This is a genomic window from Roseibium sp. HPY-6, from assembly GCF_040530035.1.
Classification (GTDB): domain Bacteria; phylum Pseudomonadota; class Alphaproteobacteria; order Rhizobiales; family Stappiaceae; genus Roseibium.
In genome coordinates this window covers 232904-252678 of record NZ_JBEWCD010000002.1, presented here as the reverse complement: position 1 = coordinate 252678, position 19775 = coordinate 232904, and the positions used below count along the sequence as shown (strand labels likewise).

General features: G+C 57.4%; 19 protein-coding genes. 10 read left to right on the top strand and 9 right to left on the bottom strand.

The genetic code is table 11. The features are described 5' to 3' along the window. Position 1: 1 nt before the first annotated feature. The 6 genes from hslV to dnaK all read right to left on the bottom strand — a co-directional run bounded on the left by hslV (position 2) and on the right by dnaK (position 6746). Positions 2–562: an ATP-dependent protease subunit HslV gene (hslV, locus tag ABVF61_RS12575; RefSeq protein WP_353993901.1), complete on the bottom strand. Its 561-nt coding sequence runs from the start codon at positions 560–562 to the stop codon at positions 2–4. A gap of 117 nt (positions 563–679) precedes the next feature. Further along, positions 680–1255, bottom strand: a complete 576-nt coding sequence (locus ABVF61_RS12570; protein WP_353993900.1) for an NADPH-dependent FMN reductase — start codon at positions 1253–1255, stop codon at positions 680–682. Between the two features lie 129 nt (positions 1256–1384). Next, on the bottom strand, positions 1385–2461 hold the full coding sequence (locus ABVF61_RS12565) for a peptidoglycan-binding domain-containing protein (protein WP_353993899.1): 1077 nt from the start codon (positions 2459–2461) through the stop codon (positions 1385–1387). A gap of 332 nt (positions 2462–2793) precedes the next feature. After that, positions 2794–3456 carry a class I SAM-dependent methyltransferase gene (locus ABVF61_RS12560; protein WP_353993898.1) on the bottom strand — a complete coding sequence of 221 codons (663 nt, stop codon included), beginning with the start codon at positions 3454–3456 and terminating at the stop codon, positions 2794–2796. 81 nt (positions 3457–3537) lie between these two features. Then, positions 3538–4665, bottom strand: coding sequence for a molecular chaperone DnaJ (dnaJ, locus tag ABVF61_RS12555; RefSeq protein ID WP_353993897.1), 1128 nt, complete (start codon positions 4663–4665; stop codon positions 3538–3540). 164 nt (positions 4666–4829) lie between these two features. Further along, the gene (gene dnaK, locus ABVF61_RS12550; RefSeq protein WP_353993896.1) at positions 4830–6746 is read right to left on the bottom strand and encodes a molecular chaperone DnaK; all 1917 of its coding nucleotides are present in this window, start codon (positions 6744–6746) and stop codon (positions 4830–4832) included. Between the two features lie 339 nt (positions 6747–7085). On the opposite strand from dnaK, the gene ABVF61_RS12545 reads away from it, so the two are divergent. Both ABVF61_RS12545 and ABVF61_RS12540 read left to right on the top strand, forming a co-directional pair. Further along, positions 7086–7949 carry a glycine-rich domain-containing protein gene (locus tag ABVF61_RS12545; RefSeq protein ID WP_353993895.1) on the top strand — a complete coding sequence of 288 codons (864 nt, stop codon included), beginning with the start codon at positions 7086–7088 and terminating at the stop codon, positions 7947–7949. A gap of 22 nt (positions 7950–7971) precedes the next feature. Continuing rightward, the gene (locus ABVF61_RS12540; protein ID WP_353993894.1) at positions 7972–8598 is read left to right on the top strand and encodes an alpha-ketoglutarate-dependent dioxygenase AlkB family protein; all 627 of its coding nucleotides are present in this window, start codon (positions 7972–7974) and stop codon (positions 8596–8598) included. A gap of 42 nt (positions 8599–8640) precedes the next feature. On the opposite strand, the gene ABVF61_RS12535 is transcribed toward ABVF61_RS12540, so the two are convergent. Next, entirely contained in the window at positions 8641–9087 is a 447-nt protein-coding gene (locus ABVF61_RS12535; protein WP_353993893.1) for an MAPEG family protein, read from the bottom strand. A gap of 114 nt (positions 9088–9201) precedes the next feature. Here ABVF61_RS12535 and ABVF61_RS12530 point away from each other — a divergent pair, with 114 nt between their 5' ends. Next, complete coding sequence (locus tag ABVF61_RS12530) at positions 9202–9789, top strand: TetR/AcrR family transcriptional regulator (RefSeq protein ID WP_353993892.1); 588 nt, start codon at positions 9202–9204, stop codon at positions 9787–9789. Positions 9790–9811: 22 nt separating this feature from the next. Here the strand turns inward: ABVF61_RS12530 and ubiB are convergent, their stop codons facing one another. Beyond that, the gene (ubiB, locus tag ABVF61_RS12525; RefSeq protein WP_353993891.1) at positions 9812–11392 is read right to left on the bottom strand and encodes a 2-polyprenylphenol 6-hydroxylase; all 1581 of its coding nucleotides are present in this window, start codon (positions 11390–11392) and stop codon (positions 9812–9814) included. 3 nt (positions 11393–11395) lie between these two features. Further along, on the bottom strand, positions 11396–12199 hold the full coding sequence (ubiE, locus tag ABVF61_RS12520; protein WP_502949956.1) for a bifunctional demethylmenaquinone methyltransferase/2-methoxy-6-polyprenyl-1,4-benzoquinol methylase UbiE: 804 nt from the start codon (positions 12197–12199) through the stop codon (positions 11396–11398). A gap of 161 nt (positions 12200–12360) precedes the next feature. On the opposite strand from ubiE, the gene mutM reads away from it, so the two are divergent. From mutM to recF, 7 genes are all read left to right on the top strand, one after another. Further along, positions 12361–13254, top strand: coding sequence for a bifunctional DNA-formamidopyrimidine glycosylase/DNA-(apurinic or apyrimidinic site) lyase (gene mutM, locus ABVF61_RS12515; protein ID WP_353993890.1), 894 nt, complete (start codon positions 12361–12363; stop codon positions 13252–13254). Between the two features lie 110 nt (positions 13255–13364). Next, positions 13365–14138, top strand: coding sequence for an enoyl-CoA hydratase (locus tag ABVF61_RS12510; protein WP_353993889.1), 774 nt, complete (start codon positions 13365–13367; stop codon positions 14136–14138). Positions 14139–14314: 176 nt separating this feature from the next. After that, positions 14315–14581 carry a 30S ribosomal protein S20 gene (rpsT, locus tag ABVF61_RS12505; RefSeq protein WP_353993888.1) on the top strand — a complete coding sequence of 89 codons (267 nt, stop codon included), beginning with the start codon at positions 14315–14317 and terminating at the stop codon, positions 14579–14581. Between the two features lie 645 nt (positions 14582–15226). Further along, a complete protein-coding gene (locus ABVF61_RS12500; RefSeq protein ID WP_502949955.1) occupies positions 15227–15667 on the top strand; it encodes a rhodanese-like domain-containing protein in 441 nt (146 codons plus the stop codon). A 152-nt stretch (positions 15668–15819) separates the two neighbouring features. Continuing rightward, on the top strand, positions 15820–17295 hold the full coding sequence (dnaA, locus tag ABVF61_RS12495) for a chromosomal replication initiator protein DnaA (protein WP_353993887.1): 1476 nt from the start codon (positions 15820–15822) through the stop codon (positions 17293–17295). 168 nt (positions 17296–17463) lie between these two features. Continuing rightward, entirely contained in the window at positions 17464–18582 is a 1119-nt protein-coding gene (gene dnaN / locus ABVF61_RS12490; RefSeq protein ID WP_353993886.1) for a DNA polymerase III subunit beta, read from the top strand. Positions 18583–18619: 37 nt separating this feature from the next. Then, the gene (gene recF, locus ABVF61_RS12485; protein ID WP_353993885.1) at positions 18620–19768 is read left to right on the top strand and encodes a DNA replication/repair protein RecF; all 1149 of its coding nucleotides are present in this window, start codon (positions 18620–18622) and stop codon (positions 19766–19768) included. Positions 19769–19775: the final 7 nt, after the last annotated feature.

Here is a 19775-nt window from a genome sequence, read left to right as displayed (position 1 = left end):
CCTATTCGACCGTATCCAGCGTTTCGACTGTGACGCTCTCGTTCGTATAGACGCAGATTTCAGCAGCAACTGCCATCGCCTTGCGGGCGATCGTTTCCGCGTCAAAGTCGGTGTCCGCCAACGCCCGGCCGGCAGCAAGCGCGTAGTTCCCGCCTGATCCAATGCCCATCACACCGCCTTCAGGTTCCAGGACATCGCCTGTGCCGGTAAGCACGAGAGAGACGTTCTTGTCCGCAACAAGCATCATCGCCTCGAGACGGCGCAGATAACGATCGGTTCGCCAGTCCTTGGCCAGTTCCACACAAGCGCGCATCAGCTGACCCGGATACTGCTCCAGTTTCGCTTCCAGCCGCTCAAACAGTGTAAACGCATCCGCCGTCGCTCCTGCGAAACCTGCGATGACCTCGCCTTTGGCAAGCAGCCGCACTTTGCGGGCCGAATGTTTGATCACGGTTTGGCCCAGAGAGACCTGGCCATCGCCGGCAATGACAACTTTGCCGTCCTTGCGCACCATCATGATCGTCGTCCCGTGCCATTGGGCCGGTTCGCGCGTATCGCTCATTCATTCCTCTTGGGTTATTTCAACAATGCTGCCGCCCTATGTAGGCGGCATTTCCGTCTTTTCCAAGCCGTTGATCTTCCGTGCGGGATCAGCGCCCTGTTTGAGGGTCGCGGATTCTCAGCGCGACATCTCGAGTTTTGCCGCCCGCAGGAACGCTTCCACCAGCTTGTCGAGCTGGCCGCTCAAGCGCTCTTCGGCGAGCTCGTCCTTGTCATCGAACGCACTCGAAACCTTGGGAATGGACACCATCTGCGGAATGACCGTTGCCCCAAGACCCACTTCCAGAATGGTCCGCATGCCGATGAGACCACGCATCCCGCCGAAGCCACCGGGAGACGCCGCGCCCAGTGCAAAGACCCTGTGTCTGAAAGGTTCGCCCGGTTCTTTCACGCGGCTAATCCAGTCGAGAGTGTTTTTGAGCAAAGGTGTTATGCCTGCATTGTATTCCGGGCAGGCGAGGAAAATTCCGTCGTGGCCAACAAAGAGCCGCTGAAGTCGCTTGGCGTTTTCCGGAACTCCGTCGCTTTCCTCCAGATCGCCGTCATAAACCGGAAGAGGATAGTCGCGGAGCGAAAGGCGGGTTACGTTGGCGTCGAGTATCGACAATCGCTTGGCGATCAAAGCGGCGAGTTTTCCGTTATGAGATCCGCTTCGCACCGAGCCTGAGCATACGATAATTTTCGGAGTGCGCATCAAAAGACCCTTTTCGACAAGTATTGAGGCGATGGTCTCATTGTTACGGCAAACAGACGATGTTTATCCAGTTCTCGCATGCCATTGGAGCAAAGCGAACGCGGCCTGGCCGCGCCCGCTCAGACGAGCTCAGAAGATGCTTGCAATGAAACCGGGGATACATTTGACAGCGTAAGACCAGTCATCCTTGCGCCACTTGGATATTTCGTACGCGGCGTCGCCAAGGTCTTCACCCATTTCGGCAAAAATCCGCGTCGGGCCCTGCTTCATGCGATCGACAAGCCTGCTAAATCGCGCCATGTCGAGGTCGCCGGTCTTAATAAGATGGATGGCCCCAAGAGCGAGCGTTGTCACGCTGTCAACGCCGGACGCTCCAAGACCGATCGGATCGCAGGCACGGATCACTTGAAACACCTTGCTGTTCTTTACGGAACCGGGAGCGATCGCCTCGACAAGGCTTTGCAGGCCCTCGACCATGCCGGCCCAGGGAATGGCCTTGCCCATGAAGTGTTTGTAGAGTTCGGACGTCCCATACAGATAGTCGCCCTGCTCGAACTTGTCGGCTACTTCAATAAGCGTGATCACGTGACCGGCGGCACCCGCCTTACTTCCAAGAGTTCCCAGGAAACGGCCGAATTTGGACGCCGGTGCACCAATGGCATCAAGGGCGCCGAACTGCCGTCCGTTCATTCCGGAAATCGCCTTCATCACGTCCCGCGCCTCGGAGACGGAAAAGCCCCACTTGCGCAGCTGAGACCAGGCGGCAATGACCTTGCGCGCATCTTCGGCACGTCCAATCGTGCCGAGAAATTTCTTCATATCCGGAATGCTTTTGTCGATCAGTTCGCGCCTGAATTCGTCAAAGGCACCGCTGTCACCGATATCGGCCGCCTCTTTTGCCAGCAGTTTTTCTGCCGGTGTCAGACGATCATCGCGGGTCGTCTCGCTGGCAACGGTTGATGGATGGGCTTCCGGCGGAATACACATTCTCTGCCAGACCGATGCCGAGTTCGGATCATTAAGCGCGTTAATGGTCCGGTTGGCCGGATCAACGCGTCCATCCGGACGGCGCAGTCGAACAACGCTGGCCTGAAAGTCCTTGATTGCGCCGATCGTCTTTGATCCAACTTTCCCGTCGGGAACCAGCTCCTTGCGCGAAGTTCCCATGAGCGCATTCAGGCGGGTCTGAACCGTCTTAACATCCAAAAATTCATTGTTTCCAAACCGGCCGACTGAGCCGGTTATTCCGATACTTGAATTGATCATTTTTAAGAAAACCTGGTCGTGTCTAACAATATCAAAATGCACGGTCAGGGTTATGTCTCAATTCATCTGTCATCACCTGTGATGTGCATCACCGGGAATGCGAAAGTGCGGGATTTTGCCTCACAGGGGTCTCGGAAAGTGGACGCCACGGGCCGCAATGCGTGCAATCAGGGCGCAGTACCTTCCTTCGCCAAGGACTGATGTTTCGCCAATGATGCTCAAAATTCTAAGTTACAGTGCGACTGGCGACGCTGCGCGCAGAGCGCTTTGGTCTAATGGCCCTTGCGATATACCCAAACACGCGCCGGCGGCAGGTTTTTCCAGACCCAATCGGAACTGTAGACCGAAACCGCATGGCTCTCAGGTTTGACCGGCATGACCAGACCGTAGGAAAACTGGATGAACGGGGCACCGGGTTTCAACAAGGCCAAAGCCTCGTTCAGCAATGCCTTTCGCGCAGGCTCGGGCCGCGTCAACAGCGGAAGCGATGATACGACGCCGTCCAGAAGGCGCTCCCCTTCTTGCGCCTCGCTCAGAAAACCGCCTTGTTTGTGGAGCGTGCGCCGGAGAGCATATGCATCTCCCCGCAAGACCGACAATCCCGGGTATCTCAGACTCAGGAGTTCACAGAAGTCAGCGCTATATTCAATGAGATTGAGTTGTTTGTGGGCGAACCCCCGGTCAATCAGCGCCTTTGTGACAACGCCTGTACCAGGACCGAGTTCAACAACGCGTGAGTGAGGGCGGGGCGTAACATAAGAGGCCATTTTTGCCGCAAGGTCCGGTCCCGATGGGGCGACGGCGCCGGTACGGAGCGGATTTTGAGCCCAGGAGCGGATGAATTTCATTTCGTCCAGGACCTTGGTGCGCACAGCAGCTGCCTTGTCAATTTTCTCTCGAAAACGTTCGACATGAATACTGTTGCGTTTCAGCATGTTACCTCACTCTCCCCCAAGTGGATTGAATATAGGGGGGATCGTCAGGTATTGCCATATCAAGGCGCACAAATTGCACGATCACGCACCGAGATTGTCGATGAAGTCTTTCACCTTGGAAAAGAAACCGGCCGATTCAGGGTGATTTTCCCCTGAGGATTCCTTTTCGAACTCTGCCAGCAGTTCTCTTTGCCGGCGGGTCAGGTTGGTCGGCGTTTCAACGGTGACCTGTATGTACATGTCGCCATGCTGACTGGAACGCATGACCGGCATGCCCTTGCCGCGCAAGCGGAACTGTTTACCGGTCTGTGTTCCCTCAGGCACTTTCACGCGGCTGGTATTGCCCTGGACGGTCGGGACGTCAAACTGTCCGCCCAGCGTTGCCGTCGACATCGATATCGGAACACGGCAGTAAAGATCAGCGCCGTCGCGCTGGAACAGATCGTGCGGCTTGATGGTCAGGAAAATATAGAGGTCACCCGCGGGGCCGCCGCGAACACCGGCTTCACCTTCACCGGCCAGCCGAATGCGCGTGCCATCCTCGATCCCCGCCGGGATATTGACCGAAAGCGTACGATCCTGTGTCTTGCGACCGGTACCGCCGCAGCTTTCGCAAGGGTCAGCAATGACCTGGCCACGCCCCTGACATGTCGGGCATGTCCGCTCGAGCGTAAAGAAGCCCTGCGCCGCGCGTACGCGTCCTGAGCCACCACAGGTTCGGCAGGTCGTCGGGCTCGTGCCCGGCTTGGCTCCAGAGCCTGCGCAGGTGTCACATGTGATGCTGGTCGGGACTTCGATCTCAACCGTCTTTCCGGTAAAGGCATCTTCCAGCGTGATATCGAGATTGTAGCGCAGGTCGGCGCCGCGCTCGCGCCCGCCGGACCGCCGCCCGCCGCCCATGCCGAAGAATTCTTCGAAGATATCCGACATGGTTGACGAGAAATCATGAGCACCGGCCCCTCCGCCGCCACCAAATCCGCCGTTTTCAAAGGCGGCATGGCCGAACCGGTCATAGGCCGCCCGTTTCTGCCCGTCCTTCAGCGTGTCATACGCTTCGTTGACTTCCTTAAATCTGGCTTCGGCTTCGGAATCACCCGGGTTTCTGTCTGGATGAAACTGCATCGCCATCTTGCGGTAAGCACTCTTCAGCACTTTTTCGTCCGCGTCGCGTGATACGCCCAGCACCTCGTAGAAATCACGTTTGGACATCAAGATCTCTCGGTCTTGTTGTTGCGCCGCCGGCAGCCAGGATTTCTCCGGCGCCAAGGACGGCGAAAGCGCCGGACATTGGTTCCCCGCTCAACGGGCAATCAAGTAACCGGCGCCAGACTTAAACAGCCAGCCGGAAAACCGGCTGGCTGCAGTTTCGTGGGTTATGCGGATTTCTTGTCGTCTTCGTCTTTGACTTCTTCGAAATCCGCATCGACGACATCGTCTTCAGCTTCAGATGCGGCTTCCTCGCCGCCTTCAGCCTCAGCATCGGCCTGGGCCGCCTGATACATGGCTTCGCCAAGCTTCATGGACGCTTCCGCAAGAGCCTGCGTCTTCGCCTTGATGTCTTCCAGATCTTCGCCTTCCAGCGCGGTTTTCAACGCTGCAAGTGCTTCCTCGATCGCAGACTTGTCGTCTTCGGAGACCTTGTCGCCATAGTCCTTGAGAGACTTCTCCGTGGAGTGGACCAGCGATTCACCCTGGTTCTTTGCTTCCACAAGCTCCTTGCGCTTCTTGTCCTCATCCGCGTGGGACTCAGCGTCCTTGATCATCTGATCAATGTCGCTATCGCTGAGACCACCGGAGGCCTGGATCCGGATCTGCTGTTCCTTGCCAGTACCCTTGTCCTTCGCGGACACGTTGACGATGCCGTTGGCGTCGATGTCGAAGGTGACCTCGATCTGCGGTACGCCGCGCGGTGCCGGCGGGAGACCGACAAGGTCGAACTGACCCAGGACCTTGTTATCCGCGGCCATTTCGCGCTCGCCCTGGAAGACCCTGATGGTCACTGCCGTCTGATTGTCTTCGGCGGTGGAGAACACCTGGCTCTTCTTTGTCGGGATCGTCGTGTTGCGATCAATCAGACGGGTGAAGACGCCGCCAAGCGTTTCGATGCCGAGGGACAGAGGCGTCACGTCAAGCAGGAGAACGTCCTTGACGTCGCCCTGCAAAACGCCAGCCTGGATCGCAGCGCCCATGGCCACGACTTCGTCCGGGTTCACACCCTTGTGCGGCTCCTTGCCGAAGAAGGTCTTCACGGTTTCCTGGATCTTCGGCATGCGGGTCATGCCGCCGACCAGAACGACTTCGTCGATTTCGCCGGCGGCAAGACCTGCGTCTTTCAGCGCCGCTTTCATCGGATTACTGGTCCGCTTGACCAGATCCTCGACCAGCGATTCGAATTTCGCACGCGTCAGCTTGAGCGTCAGGTGCTTCGGACCGGATGCATCGGCCGTGATGAACGGCAGGTTGATTTCGGTCTGAGACGAAGATGACAGCTCGATCTTCGCTTTTTCGGCAGCTTCCTTCAGACGCTGCAGGGCCAGCTTGTCGTTCTTCAGATCGATGCCCTGGTCCTTCTTGAACTCGGCAGCGAGGTAATCGACCAAGACCATGTCAAAGTCTTCACCACCCAGGAACGTATCGCCGTTGGTGGACTTCACTTCGAAGACACCATCGCCGATTTCCAGGATAGATACGTCGAACGTACCGCCACCAAGGTCATAGACCGCGATGGTTTTGCCGTCGTTCTTTTCAAGGCCGTAAGCGAGCGCGGCCGCAGTCGGCTCGTTGATGATGCGCAGCACTTCAAGACCTGCGATCTTGCCGGCATCCTTGGTTGCCTGGCGCTGCGCGTCGTTGAAGTAAGCCGGAACGGTGATGACCGCCTGGGTCACTGTTTCGCCGAGGTAGCTCTCGGCGGTTTCCTTCATTTTCTGAAGGATGAAAGCTGACACCTGAGACGGGGAGTATTTGTCGCCGTTGGCTTCAACCCACGCATCACCGTTGTCCGCCTTGACGATTTCGAACGGGACGAGCTTCTTGTCCTTGTCTACGGTCGGATCGTCGTAGCGACGTCCGATGAGCCGCTTGACAGCAAAGAGCGTGTTCGTGGGATTGGTGACCGCCTGTCGCTTCGCGGGCTGGCCGACAAGACGTTCGCCATCGTCGGAAAATGCCACCATTGAAGGGGTGGTGCGTGCGCCTTCGGCGTTTTCAATAACTTTGGAATCTTTGCCGTCCATGACGGCAACGCACGAGTTCGTCGTGCCGAGGTCGATACCAATGACCTTTGCCATATGTGCCTCTCTTTCTAGCAAACCGGATAGACCCATGAAGGCGTCAGTCCGGCTCCTCTCACTTGGGTTCCGGGAAGTCCCGGACATCGCACCAGGGCATAGGCCCGGGATTTGGCGCGAAGCTTGATCGCTATATAGGTGGATGAAACTTTGCCTGCAAGACATCTGTTCCGCGACAATGGCCCCTGCTGGTGGATAATTTCTCCGGATGGTTACTTCCCGGGCTCAGATCGCGATCACGCACCTACATCCGCGAGTTCCGTCCCGGTTTGCAATTGGTTCAGCCTTTCGCCCTAAGGTCGCGGTGAAGATCCGTTACCGCTCCCGAGGAGGCCCCCGGTGCAAGACCCTGAGCTTTGGAAACGCATAAGCGAATGCCACCCCGACGATGTGGAAGCCGATTTTCCGTTCTCAAGGCGTCTTGCACGGGATAACGGCTGGACCCACGACTATGCTTTGAGCGTGATCACGGAATATCAGCGCTTTGCTTATCTCTGCCGGATGAAGTCCGGCATGGTGACCCCGAGCGACGAGGTTGATCAGGCCTGGCACCTGCACCTGACATATACGCGGCACTACTGGGGCGTGTTTAAAGACGCGCTGGGCGGAGCTCTGCACCACATGCCGACCAAGGGTGGCGCCGGACAGGCCACCCTCTTCCGGGAGGCCTATCAGAAGACGCTCGATCTTTACGAAACCGAATTCAGCACCCGGCCGCCGGAGGACATCTGGCCGTCACCGGATGTGCGCTTTGGCAAGGCCCCGCATTTTCAGCGGATCAATACAAGAGATGTCTGGGTCGTTCCGAAACCTGCATGGCCCAATATGATCGGCGAGAGCATCAGCGCGATTGGACGACTACCAAGGTGGGCTAAAGCTTCGATACTCACACTGCCAACGCTTGCGTTAGGTACTGGACTTGCGTTCGCTCACGGAACGGCGCAAGGCGCTAATTTTTTCGAACGATTGCGCAATATGATCTGGCACTGGGCGACACAACATACTGTGGAGGTTATTGTCGCGTGCTTCTTGCTCGGCGTTTTATTGTTAGCTGTATTCAACTTTGTGACCGGGAATCCAACTCAACGCGGCAGACGTTCCCGTGGAGATTCTGGATGTAGCGGCGGCGTAGGCGGCCACGATAGCAGCGGAGACAGTGGTGGCGGATCGGGATGCAGCGGTTGTGGTGGTGGCGGAGACTAAGCTGTTCCAGTATTAAGCTGGCATGCAGGACACTTCGATCAACGGCCTGACCGGCCTTGCCTATCTGCCCGAGTATTTCGACCGCGAGAGACAAGCCTCGCTCCTTGAAGACATTCGAGGCGTTGTTGAAACCGCGCCGCTTTATCAACCCGTCATGCCGAAGACCGGCAAACCGTTTTCCGTGAAGATGAGCAATTGCGGACCGCTTGGCTGGGTCTCGGACATTAACGGCTACCGCTATCAATCCGAACATCCGGACACCCGGGAACCATGGCCGGACATGCCACCGGCGCTGCTGTCACTTTGGCGCGATCTTGCGCCAGAGGCGCCTCCGCCCGAGGCCTGCCTGATCAACTATTATGAGGCCGGCGCAAGAATGGGCCTTCATCAGGACAGGGACGAAGAGACCTTCGAAGCCCCCGTCATTTCCGTCTCGCTGGGGGAAACCGCCACATTCCGGGTCGGCGGCCTCACGCGGAAGGACCCCACCAGGTCCTTCCGGCTTCAATCGGGAGACGTCGTCGTATTAGGCGGAGGCGCCCGTCTTGCCTATCATGGTATCGACCGGGTCCTTGCCGGAACCTCAACGCTTTTGAAGAATGGCGGGCGGATCAATCTCACGCTCAGACGGGTGACACCTCCGGACTAGCATTTTCGAAAAGGCATTCGCTGACGCATGTCCCGGCGATCGTCAAACCCAAAGCAGTTTCATCAGAGCGGCAACGGCAATGACGATGTTTGCCAAAAGGCAGACGACAAAAGCCATCGTGCGCGGTCCCCCGGCAACTCTGCCAAAGCCGCTATAATAAAAGCCCCAGAAAAGAAGCCTGGCGAGAAGATAAACACCCGCTGCAGCGTTGATGGCAAACGGTGACGCACCGGCGACGATCGCGACGAGGCAGGCGGCAACGAAGGCCGGAAAACTTTCGGCAGAGTTCTGGTACGTCCTGACGGCCCGAAAACTCAGTCTGGAATGATCGAATTTGAGCGGCATACCGGGTGTCTGTTCCTCTTTTGCGAACGCAAGCGGTGCCGTCAAAAAGCTTTGTACCAGGACAACCAGCGACAGAAGGCCCAGCACAAGAAATGCAGGTTTATAGGCGTTGATATACGGGATGGCTTCAAACAGGTTTTCCATTTTTTCGATCCGGCTCGTTTTGAAAGGATGACCTTTCATGCCACTTATCAATTTATGTTAAAGAACATTTTTTGAAACGGAGTAGTCTGTGGCTGTCACCGATTGGAGAGAGCGTTGCCCTACAGTCCCGAGCATAAATCCAAAACCCGGCACCGCATCGTGGAATGCGCACGGATCCTGTTCAACCGGCATGGGTTCTCGGACGTTTCAATCGACACGATCATGGCGGAGGCCGGCCTGACACGCGGCGGCTTCTATAATCATTTCAAGAACAAGGAGGAGCTATACGCCGAAGCTGTCGCCTCCTTTTTGAACGGGCGCGGCAAGACATGGCGGGACGAGGCCGGTGTCGATCCTCAGAACGGAGGATTGCAAACGGTTCACGACATGATTTCTAGCTATCTCTCTGACCAGCATCTTGGCGATCTTGAGGGCCAATGTCCGATGATCGCTTTGCCGTCAGATGTCGCGCGCGCATCACCGGAGGCGCGTCTTGCCTACGAGTCGTTACTGCGAGCAATGATATGGCTTTTCGAACATAATCTTCCGGAACAGCCGCACACGAGAGAAAAGGCCATCGGGCTGGCCGTCACGTGCATTGGCGGGATGGTCCTCTCCCGCACGATCGACAACAGCGCGCTTGCCGATGAAATCCGTACGGTTTCGAAACAGATTGCGTTCAGTCAGCTGGACGGCCCGTAACACTCACTCGGCCGAACGGCACTCAAATTGCCAGATAGGTCAAGACCAGCGCGCAGGCGGCAATTACCCACAGTGCGATACGCCCCGAGCGCGTGTGCCGGGCCTCCGCCTTACCGATGGCGTCGGCGGTTTCCTTGTCAAAGCGCAGTCCGTCGCGTGTCATCTTTTCCATGGCCGCTGACATATGACCAATCCTGTCGGCGAAGATCGGCAGATCGTTTGCGGCTTTGGTCAGGGCCGAGACAACGTCCCCGGCATCGCGCAGTTTTCCGACCGGTCCGAGATGCTCCTTGATCCAGCTGCCGACGACCGGCTCGGCAGTGCGCCACATGTCCAGATTAGGATTGAGAGAGCGCGCGACACCTTCCACAACGACCATCGTCTTCTGCAGCATGATCAGCTGGGTCTGCGTCCGCATCTCAAAGAGTTCGGTCACTTCAAACAGTTGCGTGAGCAACCGCGCCATTGAAATCTCGCTGGCATCATGACCGTGGATCGGCTCGCCGATCGCGCGGATGGCCTGGGCAAACATGTCGACATCCTGATCCGGCGGTACGTAGCCGGCCTCGAAATGCACTTCGGCGACGCGCCTGTAATCACGTGTGATGAACCCGAACAGGATCTCCGCAAGGAACCTGCGCTCACGCTTGTTCAGGCGGCCCGTGATGCCGAAGTCGACTGCAACAAGTGTTCCATCCTGTTGAACAAAGAGATTGCCCTGATGCATGTCGGCATGAAAGAAACCGTCCCGCAGCGTGTGTCGCAGAAAACTTTGAATGACGGCTGCACCCAGTTCCTCAAGATCCAGGCCATCCTCGATCAGGCCCTCGACGTCCGACATCTTGCGGCCGTCGACCCACTCCATGGTCAGGACACCTTTTGCCGTGTGCAGCCACTCGACCACCGGAACACGGAAACCGGGATCATCGGCGGTGTTTTCCGCCATTTCAGAAAGCGCTGCTGCCTCGAGGCGAAAATCCATCTCGATGGCGACCGATTGCGCCAGCGTGTCCACGATGGCAACGGGCCGCAGCCTGCGGGAAGGCGCATGGAACCGTTCCGCCAGCCTGGCGACCAGATAATAGCTTTCCAGATCGCGCTGAAACCGGCGCGCGACGCCGGGGCGCAGGACTTTTACGGCGACTTTTGTCTCTGTTCCGTCTTTATGACGGATGATAGCGGGATGAACCTGCGCGATAGATGCTGCGGCAACTGCCTCGCCGAATTCAGAAAAGATCTCATCCACCGGACGCCCGAGTTGCTCGGACACAGCATCTCTGGCTGCTTCATGTTCAAATGCCGGGAGACGATCCTGCAGCGCCGACAATTCGCGTGCCGCATCCTTGCCGACGACATCCGCCCTTGTGGCGAGAAACTGGCCGAGTTTGACGTAGGAAGGACCCAGTTTGTTGAGCGCATCCGACAGGCGCAGTTCCGCGCTCTTTTCCCTGACGGCGCGGCGCTCCAAGAGGCGGGCCATTGCGATCCCGATGCGCGGCCCAGGTGGCAGGTCCGGCAAGGAGACAAGCCCGAAAACGCCTTCGCGCGCCATCACGAAGCCTGCCCGCACCAAGCGGAAGAATGGCATTACCGGAACTGACATAAATCAGAATTTCCAACCATAATGCAGGGCGGCAATGCCGCCGGAATAGTTGCGGTAGCCGACCCGTTCAAAGCCGGCCTCCCGGATCATTTCGGCAAATCGTTCCTGGCTTGGAAACTTGCGGATGGATTCCACCAGATATTGGTAGGGATCCGCTTCTCCGGTCACCCATTTACCCATCGGCGGAATCGCCCGGAAGGAAAATGCATCATAGATCTTGTCGAGAACCGGAACGTCGACTTCGGAAAATTCTAGGCAAAGGAAACGTCCGCCGCGCTTCAGGACACGACGGGCTTCCGCCAGTGCCTTGGGTATGTCAGGTACGTTGCGGATGCCGAAGGCGATCGTGTAGGCGTCGAAACTCTTGTCCGGAAAGGGCAGCTCTTCTGCGTTGCCCTGAGAAAACGTGATCAGGTCCGACAGACCGGCCTTCGCGGCCCGGTCCCGCCCGACCGCAAGCATGGAGTCGTTGATATCACAGACAATTGCCTCGACGGTGTCACCGGAGCGGCGAACAGTGCGCGTCGCAATGTCACCGGTCCCGCCGGCCACATCCAGCAGGCGCCAGCCGGACCCCGACGATTTCGGCGGCGCCAGATACGACACCATCGCGTCTTTCCACACCCTGTGGAAACCACCCGACATGAGATCGTTCATCAGGTCGTAGCGCTCGGCGACCTTATGAAAGACATCGTCCACCAGAGACTGTTTCTGCCCCTCTGCCACTTTCGAATATCCGAAACTTGTCGGCATATCTTCCGGTGCGCGGCTTGAGCTGCCCGAATGGCCCTGAGCCTGTTGCGTCATGAATGCGCCTCCTGGCGGATACGTGTCTTAAATTCACAGCAAATCGCGCCGGACAATAGTACAAGCACTGCACAAGCGCTATCTTTCCGGATGCGAAAAGCCATATGACGCAGGCCTATAGCGCGCAAGCAATGCGGAAACCAGTGCGGAGCACATTGTAAATGCCTGAATTGCCGGAAGTTGAAACGGTCAAACGGGGCCTCGCCCCAACACTGGAGGGTGCCGATATCATCTCCGTCGACCAAAACCGCGCAGATCTCCGGTTCCCTTTCCCTCAACGTTTCGCAAGCCGGCTTACGGGCACAAACGTCACGTCTCTGTCGCGGCGGTCCAAATACCTCTTGGCAGATATCAGCAGCGGCGACGTCTTGGTGATGCATCTTGGAATGTCCGGTTCGTTTCGGGTGGAAAACGAGCATTCGGCCGCGATGCCCGGACAGTTCACCCATGAGAGGGGAAAGGACCCCAAACACGACCACGTTGTCTTTCACCTCATGTCGAAGAACCAAAAAAGCGCACGCATTATATATAATGATCCGCGCCGCTTCGGCTTCATGGATCTCATCCCGCGTGCGCAGCTGGGAGACCACCCGTACTTTAAAGAGCTGGGCCTTGAGCCATTGGGAAATGACTTGAGCGGCGATAGTCTGGCACGATTGTTTCGAGACCGAAAAACACCTCTTAAAGCCGCGCTTCTCAATCAGAAGCTCATCGCAGGGCTCGGCAATATATATGTGTGTGAAGCACTCTGGCGCAGCGGCCTAAGCCCGATGCGCGCGGCCGGGACCCTGGTGACGAAGTCAGGCCGGCCGACAAAAAAGGCCAACGAGCTCGCATCCCATATCCGGCAAACCCTGCACGACGCGATAGATGCCGGCGGTTCCTCGTTGAGAGATCACGCTCAAACCGATGGCACACTGGGTTATTTTCAGCATTCCTTCGCCGTTTACGGGCGCGAAGGGGACGCCTGCCGGAAAGACGGATGCGGTGGAACGATTGCGCGCACCGTGCAGTCCAACCGTTCCACTTTTCATTGTCCGAAGTGTCAGTCCTAGTTCTCCTGCAAATAGCGCCCTCCCCCTTTTGCCAGCCTTGCCAGACAGGCACCGGGTCGGTTAGGCATGTCCGGTAAATTTGGCATGTCCTTGAATTGGGAGCAGGCGAAATGGGATATAAAAACATCCGTGTTGAAAAACGCGGCAAGGTCGGACTTGTCACTCTTGATCGGCCGAAGGCGCTGAATGCACTGAATTCGGAACTGATCGCCGAGCTCGGAACCGCCCTGGACAGTTTCGACGAGGACGAGCGTATCGGCTGCGTGGTGATCACGGGGTCGGAAAAAGCGTTTGCTGCGGGCGCAGATATCAAGGAGATGCTGCCGCACGACTTTTCCTCTGCCTACCAGACGGACCTGATCACACCCTTCGACCGGGTTTCGCGCAACCGCAAGCCGATAATCGCCGCCGTTGCAGGCTATGCTCTTGGCGGCGGGTGCGAGCTGGCGATGCTGTGCGATTTCATCATCGCTGCCGACACCGCCAAGTTCGGCCAACCCGAAATCACGCTCGGCGTCATCCCCGGCGCAGGCGGGACGCAACGCCTGACGCGGTTTGTGGGCAAGTCGAAAGCCATGGAGATGGTGCTCACCGGCCGCATGATGGACGCAGACGAAGCGGAACGCAGCGGCCTCGTCAGCCGCATCGTTCCAGCGGACGATCTGCTCGAGGAAACTCTGAAGGCTGCGGAGAAAATTGCCGAATTCTCGTTGCCTGTGGTGATGATGGCCAAAGAGAGCGTTGACCGGGCCTATGAAACGACGCTTTCCGAGGGCGTGCGCTTTGAACGGCGGGTTTTTCAGGCCATGTTTGCGCTTGAGGACCAAAAAGAAGGGATGACCGCCTTTTCGGAAAAGCGCACACCGCAGTTTCGCAACAAATAAACTTACTGGTATCAACGATAAAGCCGTTGACGGCGGCCCCAAGCGAGATTATAAGCAGCGCCCAATCGGTGGCGGAATTCCGCCGCCGTTGTTTTTTGATCGGGTCTTGCCGCCTCTGCGCATTGGTCCCGATCGCCACCGGACACTAGTCCCAATTACCGATCAGGATTGAGCCCATGGCCAACACACCATCGGCCAAGAAGGCGGCCCGCAAGATTGCCCGCCGGACGGCCACGAACAAAGCGCGCCGTAGCCGCGTACGGACCTTCCTGCGCCAGGTTGAAGAAGCAATCGCTTCCGGCGACCAGAGCGCTGCCAGCGAAGCCTTCAAGGCGGCGCAGCCCGAAATCATGCGCGCTGCTTCCAAGGGCGTCATGCACGCCAATACGGCCTCGAGGAAGGTTTCCCGCCTCAATGCCCGCATCAAGTCGCTTGGCGCATGATTCCAGCGTCACAGGACCGTTAAGAAGACCCGGCAAGACTGCCGGGTTTTTTTTTAGCCATGCAATTTTGTGGATGACCAGATTTGTCAACAGGCACGGCCAATATCGTTAATTTTTACAGCCAAGATGGTGTCACAAAAAATTCTTTATTTTCAATTACTTATACACATGTAGGAGTCAGCATTCTAGATCAAACCGGATTCGGAACGAGTCAAGCTATTCGTGCTGAAAATTTTTTTAAATTTGTCGTTTTCGAATTGTGACAATCAGCAAAAATGCAAAAAGTCATTGCTGCAAAAAGCATTTGCTGCCTCACCCACAGATCGCAAAATATCTCCACCGAAGCGGCAAAAACGGGGCATATCGGAAAATCGACAAAGACGCGGTTGCCCCCTTCAACTTCCTCTGTATATTAAGTTCACGGCTGGCGACGAAGACCAGCAAATAACTTGAAAATGGTGCTTGGATCAAAAATGAATAAGTTTAAAATATCTATAACTGAGCACGTGGCGGCAATATCATGGATTGGATACATATACGTATTCGATCACACGGGTATTTAGCTCCAACTTGGACTAATTCTCTATCCCGAAATTCTTGATAATACTTTTACTCGGTAGCTATTTGCTACTGAAGGGGGAAATTGTGCGCAACGAGGGTGGTTACGCTGGAAACGTCACGTCGCAGGAAGCATTCGACATGCTGGCCAACCAGCAAGATGCAACGCTGGTCGACGTTCGCACACAGGCCGAATGGGCGTTTGTGGGCATTCCGGATCTGCGCCCGATCGGCAAGGAACCCGTCCTTGTAGAATGGCAGGGTTTTCCACCTTCCGGACCCAATCAAGAATTCACCGGCACTGTTTCCGACCATCTGATCAAAAAAGGACTTGACCAGAGCGCTCCGATATATTTTCTGTGCCGCTCCGGCGTCCGAAGCCAGGCTGCGGCCATGGCGCTCACGCAGGCCGGACATACACACTGCTTTAATATCTCTGATGGTTTCGAAGGTCCGCTTGATGCGGACAGTCATCGCGGAACCCAGTCCGGTTGGAAGGCTTCCGGACTGCCCTGGATCCAAAGTTAGTATAACAGCCCTACGAAAGGGTCAGGTGGCAGGAGAGCTCTTGCCGCCCACATAATAACCGTCCCAAAAGGGACAAAATAAAGCTGCACAAGCAGCAAGGCGTCGAAGATCGACTGTGGCGGACGGTCTTCATAGTACAGGAGGCAAATGACATGCAGGTTCAGGAGGCAGGCGGCTCTGAACATTGGAAGCGGGTAAAAAAGCAGCTTCGCGCGGAATTGGGCGATGATGTGTTTACCAGCTGGTTCGCGCGCGTTGACCTTGAGGAACATCAAGACGGCACTGTGCGGCTGTCCGTTCCGACCCGTTTCCTTAAACAGTGGATTCAAAACAACTACAATGACCAGCTTATGGGTCTTTGGCAGCGCGAGTGCGACAATGTCCACCGCATTGAGTTGACCGTTCGCGGCGCCATTCGCCCGCGTCAGACCCCGGTCAGCCAGCCAAGCCTTGCTGCGCCCGGTGGTGTTAAATCTCTTTCGACCGATGCACGTTCGGATGCGCTTGCCGACGCGACGCAGGTGACCCGTGCACAGGCGGCGACAGCGGCGCTTGGACGAGGCGACTCCAATGCAGACAGCACACGTGATGTCCTGCAGGGCGCTTCTCTCGATCCGAAATATACGTTTGAAACGTTTGTCGAGGGCGAATCCAACAATCTCGCACTGGCTGCGGCCCGCCAGGTGGCAGCAGGTGGATCAGTTACATTCAATCCGCTTTATCTGCACGCCGCCGTCGGACTTGGCAAAACCCACCTGATGCAGGCAGTGGCGGCAAAAGCACGCGCCAACGGCCACAAGGTGCTGTACCTGACGGCCGAGCATTTCATGTACAAGTTCGTGGCGGCGTTGAAATCGCAGTCCGCGCTTGCCTTCAAGGACACTCTGCGCACGATCGACCTCCTCCTGATCGATGACATGCAGTTTCTGCACGGCAAGCAGGTTCAGCAGGAATTCTGCCATACACTGAACGCACTTATCGACGGTGCCCGTCAGGTTATTGTCGCAGCCGACCGCGCACCTTCGGATCTTGACACGCTTGACGACAGGGTTCGTTCGCGGCTTTCCGGGGGACTTGTTGTCGGCATTCAGGAACCGGATTTCACTTTGCGCCGCAATATCCTTGTATCGCGCGTCGAGACAGCCAAAAAGACCTATCCTCAGTTCGATGTTCCGGACAGCGTTCTGGACTATGTCGCGCGCCACGTGGCCTCCTCCGGCCGCGACCTGGAAGGAGCACTGAACCGACTGATCGCGCACAACCAGCTGACCAACCAGCCAATTACCCAGGAAATGGCTGAAATGACGCTGCGTGACCTGGTGCGCTCCAGCGAACCGCGTCGCGTCAAGATTGAAGATATTCAACGCGTCGTCTCCAAACATTACAACGTGACGAAGGCTGATCTTCTTTCGGCCCGCCGCACACGGACGATCGTGCGCCCGCGTCAGATCGCCATGTATCTTGCGAAGGTCATGACACCGCGCTCGCTGCCTGAAATCGGCCGCCGTTTCGGCAACAGAGATCACACAACCGTGCTTCACGCGGTGCGGAAAATTGAAGAAATGGCACGCGCTGATTACGCCCTTGCGCAGGAGCTTGAACTGCTCAAACGCATGCTGGACGCATAACGCCAGAATTGCACGATTTTCAATCAAGATTGGGGGCGTTCACACCGGACGCCCCCTTGCTTTTGACGCCGGTTAAGGGCAGTGTCTTCCCCCGCTCCCGATGGGAGCCCAAATGTCCAAGCCGGTCAGGAATCGCGACCTGGCCCCCCACGAGTATGGAAGAAGCGTATGAAAGCGACCCTCGAGCGGACCGACCTACTCAAGTCCTTGACCCACGTTCACCGGGTGGTCGAGCGGCGGAATACAATTCCCATCCTGTCAAACGTTTTGCTGCGCGCCGATGGCAGCGCAATCAACCTGAAGGCAACCGACCTCGACCTGGAAATCGTTGAAACCGTCCCGGCGATGATCGAAATGCCGGGCGCGACCACGGTGCCGGCACACATGTTTTACGACATTGTGCGCAAACTGCCGGAAGGCTCCCAGGTTGTGCTCGAGACGACCGGAGACAATTCGACCCTGGAGATCCGCGCGGGCCGCTCGAAATTCACGCTCCAGATGCTGCCGGAAACCGATTTTCCGGATCTTACGGCAGGCGATTTCAGCCACGGCTTCAGCCTGTCTGCCGCCGACATCCGCAAACTCATCGATACAACGCAGTTTGCCATCTCGACAGAAGAGACCCGCTATTATCTGAACGGCATTTATCTTCACACGGTCGATGCCGGGTCCGGCCAGCAATTCCGTGCGGTCGCGACCGACGGGCACCGTCTTGCGCAGGCCGAGGTCCCCGCGCCTCAAGGCGCCTCCGGAATGCCCGGCATCATCGTACCGAGAAAGACGGTCGGCGAAATCCAGAAACTCCTGGAAGACCCGGAAGCAAATGTTCAGATTGAACTCTCAGATACGAAGATCCGGATCACGACCGGGTCTGTGGTGCTTACCTCCAAACTGATCGATGGCACGTTTCCGGACTATGGCCGGGTTATCCCCCAGGGCAATGACAAGGAAATGCGTGTTGACCGCGACGAGTTCAAGGAAGCTGTTGATCGCGTCTCGACGATTTCGTCGGAGCGTGGGCGTGCCGTCAAACTAGCCCTTAATGAGGGACGGATGGTGCTCACGGTCAACAATCCCGATTCGGGCAGCGCTACCGAGGAACTCGCCGTTGAATTTGACGCCGACCCGCTCGAAATCGGCTTCAACTCGCGCTATCTGCTCGACATCGCAAACCAGCTCAGCAGTGATACGGCTTTGTTCCGGCTTGCAGATTCCGGCTCGCCAACGCTCATCCAGGACAACACGGTCGACGATTGCCTGTTTGTTCTGATGCCGATGCGTGTCTGATCCCATGGCGAGGGGCAAGTAAGGCAGGCGTTGCGCGATGAGTGAATTCCGGACAGCGCAACTCACGCGCCTGTCTCTGACCGATTTTCGCAACTACACGCAACTGACCATGCCCATCGCGGCAAACATGGTTGCCTTTGTCGGTGCAAACGGCGCCGGCAAGACCAATATCCTCGAAGCCATCTCGTTCCTGACCGCAGGGCGCGGGCTTCGCCGCGCCGCTCTGGCAGATGCCGCCCGTTCTGGCGGAAGCGGCAACTGGAGCGTTGCGGCTACCGTGCTCCTGGATGGGCTGGAGACGAAAATCGGAACGGGGCTCGTTGCCGGCGTCTCAGGCCGCAAGGTGAGGATCGACGGCCAGGAGGTTCGCGGCTCCGATGCGCTTCTCGACTACATGCGCGTCCTCTGGCTTGTTCCGGCCATGGATGGTCTGTTCACAGGTTCCGGATCGGACCGGCGCCGGTTTCTGGACCGCCTGACCCTTGCGATTGACCCTGCGCATGGCCGCCGGGTCGCCGATTTCGAAAATGCCCTCAGGCAACGCAACCGGCTTCTGGATCAGGGTGGTGCGGATGCTTATCTAAGCGCGCTCGAACAGCAGGTTGCCGACGTCGGGACGGCCGTTTCGATCGCGCGCCAGGAAACGGTCGGGCTTTTGTCGCGCACAATAGAGGACCAGGCAGCACAGTCGCTGCCGTTCCCTCACGCCGCGCTTACGCTCGAAGGTGCCTTCGAGACCGAAACCTCAGGCCTGAGCGCTGCAGATCGGGAAGAACGCTATCGGCAACTCCTGTCTGACGGGCGCGCCAGGGACCGGGCTGCCGGACGCACGCTGAATGGGCCGCATCTGAGCGACCTGAAGGTGCGCCATGCTGCGAAAGACATGCCGGCGTCCCAATCATCGACCGGCGAGCAAAAGGCGCTGTTGATCGGGCTTATCCTTGCCCACGCTGAGCTGACGGCAAAAGTGAGCGGCATGACACCTGTCCTGCTGCTCGACGAAGTCGCCGCGCATCTCGATCCAAACCGCCGGGCCGCCCTCTTTTCAAAGCTCAGTTCACTTGGCGGGCAGGTGTTCATGACAGGAACGGATGAGGCCCTTTTCGAGGCCTTGCCGCCGGCGTCAGAGATCATTGAAATTTCAGCAGGCACCAGCCGGCAGATCAGGGGTCCTCAGACCCCTTAAATCCGCC